The 5679-nt window shown below is 73.3% G+C and carries 5 protein-coding genes; 1 reads left to right on the top strand and 4 read right to left on the bottom strand.

What is annotated here, in order from left to right; genetic code table 11:
- A partial coding sequence (locus FNX44_RS23105; RefSeq protein ID WP_143650733.1) for an alpha/beta hydrolase occupies window positions 1–1495 on the top strand: 1495 nt, incomplete at its 5' end.
- A gap of 66 nt (window positions 1496–1561) precedes the next feature.
- Here FNX44_RS23105 and moeZ read toward each other — a convergent pair.
- The 4 genes from moeZ to FNX44_RS28230 all read right to left on the bottom strand — a co-directional run.
- Entirely contained in the window at window positions 1562–2740 is a 1179-nt protein-coding gene (gene moeZ / locus FNX44_RS23100) for an adenylyltransferase/sulfurtransferase MoeZ (RefSeq protein ID WP_143650731.1), read from the bottom strand.
- A 70-nt stretch (window positions 2741–2810) separates the two neighbouring features.
- Window positions 2811–3569 carry a spherulation-specific family 4 protein gene (locus tag FNX44_RS23095; protein ID WP_143650729.1) on the bottom strand — a complete coding sequence of 253 codons (759 nt, stop codon included), beginning with the start codon at window positions 3567–3569 and terminating at the stop codon, window positions 2811–2813.
- The gene (locus tag FNX44_RS23090; RefSeq protein ID WP_143650727.1) at window positions 3557–4468 is read right to left on the bottom strand and encodes an NAD-dependent epimerase/dehydratase family protein; all 912 of its coding nucleotides are present in this window, start codon (window positions 4466–4468) and stop codon (window positions 3557–3559) included. The genes FNX44_RS23095 and FNX44_RS23090 overlap by 13 nt, the downstream gene beginning before the upstream one ends.
- 116 nt (window positions 4469–4584) lie before the next feature.
- The coding region (locus FNX44_RS28230) for a hypothetical protein (RefSeq protein ID WP_173019261.1) at window positions 4585–5679 on the bottom strand (1095 nt) is incomplete at its 5' end.

Raw genomic sequence — 5679 nt, 5'->3', positions numbered from 1 at the left:
CGCCTCCCCCGTCCCCACCGCCGCCGAGCCGCTGCCCGAGAAGCTGACCGGGCAGCGGCTGAGCTGGGGGGAGTGCCCGGAAGTGGGCGAGGGCCCGCTGGGCGGCGTACTGGAGCCGATGCCCGACGGCTCGGAGTGGGAGTGCGCGACGATGAAGGCACCGCTGGACTACTCCTCCCCCGACGGCAGGACGATCGACATCGCCCTCGTCCGGGCGCCCACCAAGGCGGCGGACGACAAGCGGGTGGGCTCGCTGGTGTTCAACTTCGGCGGCCCGGGCGGTTCCGGTGTGCGGACCCTGCCCGCGTCCGGCGCCACGTACGCGAGCCTGCACACCCGCTACGACCTGGTCAGCTTCGACCCGCGCGGAGTCGGCCGCAGCTCGGCCGTGAAGTGCCTGGACGACGAGGAGCTGGACGAGTACCACCAGAAGGCCCGCGTCCCCACGAACGCGGAGCAGGTCGAGCGGCTCTTCGCCGACCAGCAGCGCTACAACAAGGCCTGCGAGGAGAACAGCGGCGAGATCCTGCCGTACCTCACGACCGTCTACACCGCCCGGGACATGGACCTGCTGCGGCAGGTGCTCGGCGACGACAAGCTGCACTACTTCGGCATCTCCTACGGCACCGAGCTGGGCGGCGTGTACGCGCACCTGTTCCCGGACCGGGTCGGCCGGGCCGCCTTCGACGCCGTCGTCGATCCGACGCTGCCCCCGCAGGAGAGCGGCCTCGGTCAGACGAAGGGCTTCCAAAGGGCGTTGGAGAACTACCTGGAGGACTGCGACTCGACAGAGGAGGGCTGTCCGCTCGGCGACCCGGCGGCGGCCCAGCAGGCCATCGTCGACCTGCTGGCGAAGGCCGAACGCGACCCGCTGCCGGCCAACGATCCGGGCGACCGCAGGCTGACCGGTTCGCTCGCGGCCACCGGCATCACCCTCGCGCTGTACTCCAAGGACTTCTGGGAGGTGCTGACCGAGGGCCTTCAGGACGCCATCGACGACGGCGACGGAACTCTGCTGCTGCGGATGAGCGACCTGCTCAACGGGCGGAGCGACGACGGCTCCTACGACGGCAGCCAGGCCGCGCAGACCGCGATCTCCTGCGCGGACACCAGGACCCGCTACTCGCCCGAGGAGGCGCGGGCGAAGGCCCCCGAGTTCGAGAAGGCGTCGCCCGTATTCGGCCGCTACTTCGCCTGGGGCGTGGCCGGCTGCCACGGGTGGCCGGTGGAGGGGGCCGGGGACCTGCCGGACGTGTCGGCGAAGGGCGCCGACCCGATCCTGGTGATCGGCAACACCGGTGACCCGGCGACCCCCTACGAGGGCGCGGCCAGGATGGCCGAGGCGCTGGGCGAGGACGTCGCCGTCCAGCTCATCTACCAGGGCGAGGGGCACGGCGCGTACAACAGCGGCGACGACTGCGTGCAGCGGCACGTCGACGCCTACCTGCTGGAGGGGACCGTCCCGAAGGACGGCACCCGCTGCCGGGCGAGCTGAGCGGAAAGGCCGGGCCTGCCGGACACGCCCCGTACGGGAGCGGTCCGGCGGGCCCGGTAGGGGTTGTCAGTAGACCGGCTTCTCCGGCTCGATCTGGTTCACCCAGCCGATGACGCCGCCGCCCACGTGCACCGCGTCGGCGAAGCCGGCGTTCTTCAGCACGGCCAGGACTTCCGCGGACCGGACACCCGTCTTGCAGTTCAAGACGATCCGCTTGTCCTGCGGCAGGTCCTGGAGGGCGTTCCCCATCAGGAACTCGTTCTTCGGGACAAGCCGCGCGCCGGGGATGGCGACGATCTCGAACTCGTTCGGCTCGCGGACGTCGATCAGCTCGATCTTCTCGCCGCCCTCCAGCCACTCCTTCAGCTGGGCCGGGGTGATCGTCGAACCGACGGCGGCCTCCTGGGCCTCCTCCGAGACCACGCCGCAGAACGCCTCGTAGTCGATCAGCTCGGTGACCGTCGGGTTCTTGCCGCAGACCGCGCACTCGGGGTCCTTGCGGACCTTGACCTGGCGGTAGGTCATCTCCAGGGCGTCGTAGATCATCAGGCGGCCGACCAGCGGGTCGCCGATGCCGGCGAGCAGCTTGATGGCCTCGTTGACCTGGATCGAGCCGATCGAGGCGCAGAGCACGCCGAGCACACCGCCCTCGGCGCAGGACGGCACCATGCCGGGCGGCGGCGGCTCCGGGTACAGGCAGCGGTAGCAGGGGCCGTGCTCGCTCCAGAACACCGACGCCTGACCGTCGAAGCGGTAGATCGAACCCCACACGTACGGCTTGTTCAGCAGCACGCAGGCGTCGTTGACCAGGTAGCGGGTGGCGAAGTTGTCGGTGCCGTCGACGATGAGGTCGTACTGCGCGAACAGCTCCATCACGTTGGAGGAGTCCAGCCGGTCCTTGTGCAGGTTGACCTGGACGTACGGGTTGATGCCGAGCACCGTGTCCCGCGCCGACTCGGCCTTGGACCGGCCGATGTCGGCCTGGCTGTGGATGATCTGGCGCTGGAGGTTGGACTCGTCGACCTCGTCGAACTCGACGATGCCGAGCGTGCCCACACCGGCGGCGGCCAGGTACATCAGGGCCGGCGAGCCGAGACCGCCCGCGCCCACACAGAGCACCTTCGCGTTCTTCAGCCGCTTCTGGCCCTCCATCCCGACATCCGGGATGATCAGGTGGCGGGAGTACCTGCGGACCTCGTCGACGGTGAGCTCGGCGGCTGGTTCGACCAGCGGTGGCAGCGACACGACAGACCTCGGCAAGGGTTGGGGTCGGGACAAACGGTTGCTCTTGTCCGTAACACTGCCACGCGTTATCTCATTCCGAGACTCCCGGTCCGACCTTCGAGACGATTTTGTCCCAGTACCCGGGCAGCGACTCCCAGGGGTCCAGCCCGACGCGCTGACGGCGGTCCGTCAGGTAGACGGTTCCGGCGCCCTGCCAGCGGGCGATCCGCAGCGCCTCGTCCAGATGCCCGCCCGGCAGGCCGTGCACCAGATGGCAGAACCGCGCCGGCGGATGGTCCGCCGTCCAGTCCGGCGCCTGGGACCAGCGGTAGTCCGCCCAGGCGCCGTTGAACGTCACCAACTGGTCCGCCAGCTCCACGAAGCCCTGGTAGGGCACGTCCCCGGGGGCCAGCACCAGTCGGCGCCCGGCACCGACCAGGGCGCGCAGCGTGGTGGTGACCCGCTCGGTGTCGGGCATCGCCGCCCGGTCGCCGGGCGCCCGGTCCAGATAGAAGCCGTCGACGCCGTACCACTCCAGGAAGTGATGCGCGTCACTCACCAGTTCGCCGAAATCCCGGGTGCCCAGGCGAAGGTCCAGACGGCCGAGCACCGGCACCCCGGCTGACCGCACCCGGGCCACAGCCGGACCGCAGTACGGGTCCGGCCGGTCGCCCGGGCCCCCGGCCACGTTCAGCGCCACCCAGTCCAGCGGCAGCCCCGGGCGGCCCAGTTCGGCCCACTCCACCGGGGCGAGCAGCGGGTGGGCGTAGCCGGGCACGCCCACCCGGAGCGCGGCGGCCGCGCGCGGCGGGCCGGCTCCCGTCGCGGTCGACGACCTCAGATACGACATGCCGCCTCCATCCAGATGTCCGCCAGCGACTCCTCCAGGCCGATGCGCGGTCGCCAGCCGAGCCGGTCCCGCGCGGTGCGCACGTCCGCCTGCTGCCAGGGGCCGCAGCCGTCCGGGTAGGCCGGCGCCTGCACGCCCAGGTGCGGCTCGTCCACCTCGTGGACCGAGCCGGCGAAGCCGGCGACCCTGGCCAGCACCGCGACGGCGTCCCGCAGCCGCACCGCCCGCCCGGTGCCGATGTTCACCACGCCCTGGGCGGCCGACAGCGAGGCCGCGTGCACGGCCCGGGCCACGTCCCGCACGTCCACGAAGTCCCGCTGCACGCCGAGGCCGCTCAGCCGCAGCTCGATGTCGCCCTGCTGCATCGCCCGGCGCATCGACTCCGCGAGCCGGCCCAGCGGCGAGCCGGCCGGCGTGCCGGGACCCGCGGGGGAGAACACCCGCAGCACGATGGCGTCAAGACCGGAGGCGAGCACCAGCTCGGTGGCGGCCAGCTTGCTCACGCCGTACGGGCCGCCCGGCCGGGGCAGCGCGTCCTCGCCGGTGGACGAACCCGGCTGCGACATCCCGTACTCGGCGGCGCAGCCGACGTGCACCAGCCGCGCGTTGCAACTGCTGCGGCGCATCGCCTCGCAGACGGTGGCGGTGGCCACGGTGTTGTGCCGGGTCAGCTCCCGGGCGCCGCCCCGGATCGCACCCGCGCAGTTGATCACCACTCCGGGGTGCACCGCGTCCAGGAAGCGGGTGAGCGCCCCCGGACTGCCGGTGGACAGGTCGAAGCGCACGTCGGAGTCGTCCCGCCGGCCGAGCGCGGTCAGCTGCACCGCCGGGTCGGCGAGCAGCCGGTCGGCGACGTAGCGCCCGAGGAAGCCGGTGGCCCCCAACAGCAACACCCTCATCGTGTCGTCTCCCCCCGCCCCGCGTGGGCGCCCGTGAAGCGTTCAGTGGTCATCGGTACAGCTCCTTGTCGGTTTACTGAGGTCTTCGGGCCGCGGCGCCCGGTCGAAAGGGCCGCTCACCGGGCCGGGCGGCCGGTCCAGGGGCACCGGTAAGCGGACGCGCCGGAGAGCAGCCCGGCGGTCCGTCCGAGCAGGCCCAGCGCCGTCACCCCGCACAGCACGGCGGGCACGGCGGCCGGCCCGAACGCGGCGGTCAGCTCCTCCACCGGCGCCGCCAGCGCCCCCAGCCAGGGCAGTCGCGCCGCGAACAGCACGGCGAGCACCAGGAGTTCCGCGACGCAGGCGACGGCCAGCCCGGTCGCCGCCGCCCCCGGGAAGCCGTGCGCGGCCAGCAGCAGGGCGAGGAACAACAGCAACGCGAGGGCGGTCAGCGCGGCGGCCTCCGCCGGTGGCGGCCCGCCGCCCGGCGCCACCAGCCGGTGGACCGCCAGCCACAGCGAGGCGACAGCGGCGACGAACAGGCCGAGTGTGAGCGCGAGCAGCGGCCGCACGGCCGAGGCGAACTCGGCCAGCCCGCGGCTCACCGCCAGCCGCGTCCGGACCCGCACGTCGAACCAGCGGGCGCAGCCGAGCCCGACGGCGACCGCAAAGGCGAGCGTCAGCGGCACCCACCACGGCGCGAGCGCGGGCGGCTCCTCCGGGCCGCCCGCGAGCACGGCGGCCAGCAGCCCGTCGCCGTACAGCGCGTACGCCGTCAGCCAGCAGGCCGCGAACACCCCCCGCGCGGGGACCGCGAGGCCGCGCAGCGACCAGGCGAGCGCCGGCGCCACCAGCACGCCGCCGCCGACCCCCACGGCCAGGCGGGTCGCCGGCGCGGCCTCCTCCGTCGCCGCCAGGGCGAGGTAGGTGGCCAGACAGAGCAGTCCGGGCAGCAGCGCTGCCAGTGGCCGGCCGATCGGGACCCGGCGGCGCCGGGCCGCCGGGCGTGCGGGCTCCGCCGTCGGCGGCCGCTCGCCGGGCTCGGGCCTCGGCAGCCGGGCGTACAGCTCCTCGGCCAGCGAGAACACGTCGCGGTGGCGGTACCGGACGGCGGCGGTCCGGTCGGTGACCCCGGCCGCCTCCAGACCGACGGCGATCTCCCACGGGTCGGCGGCGTTCGCGCACAGCCGGCTGTGGCGTTCCAGCAGGCCCCGCACGGGGTCGGCGGGCAC

It is taken from the genome of Streptomyces alkaliterrae (assembly GCF_007097205.2).
In the GTDB taxonomy this organism is placed as follows: Bacteria; Actinomycetota; Actinomycetes; order Streptomycetales; family Streptomycetaceae; genus Streptomyces; species Streptomyces alkaliterrae.
This window is presented reverse-complemented; position numbering and strand designations above follow the sequence as displayed.

Excerpts from the sequence above, each read along its gene's own strand:
- FNX44_RS23095 (WP_143650729.1), bottom strand. The coding sequence starts at position 3,569 with ATGTCGTATCTGAGGTCGTCGACCGCGACGGGAGCCGGCCCGCCGCGC.
- FNX44_RS23090 (WP_143650727.1), bottom strand. The coding sequence starts at position 4,468 with ATGAGGGTGTTGCTGTTGGGGGCCACCGGCTTCCTCGGGCGCTACGTC.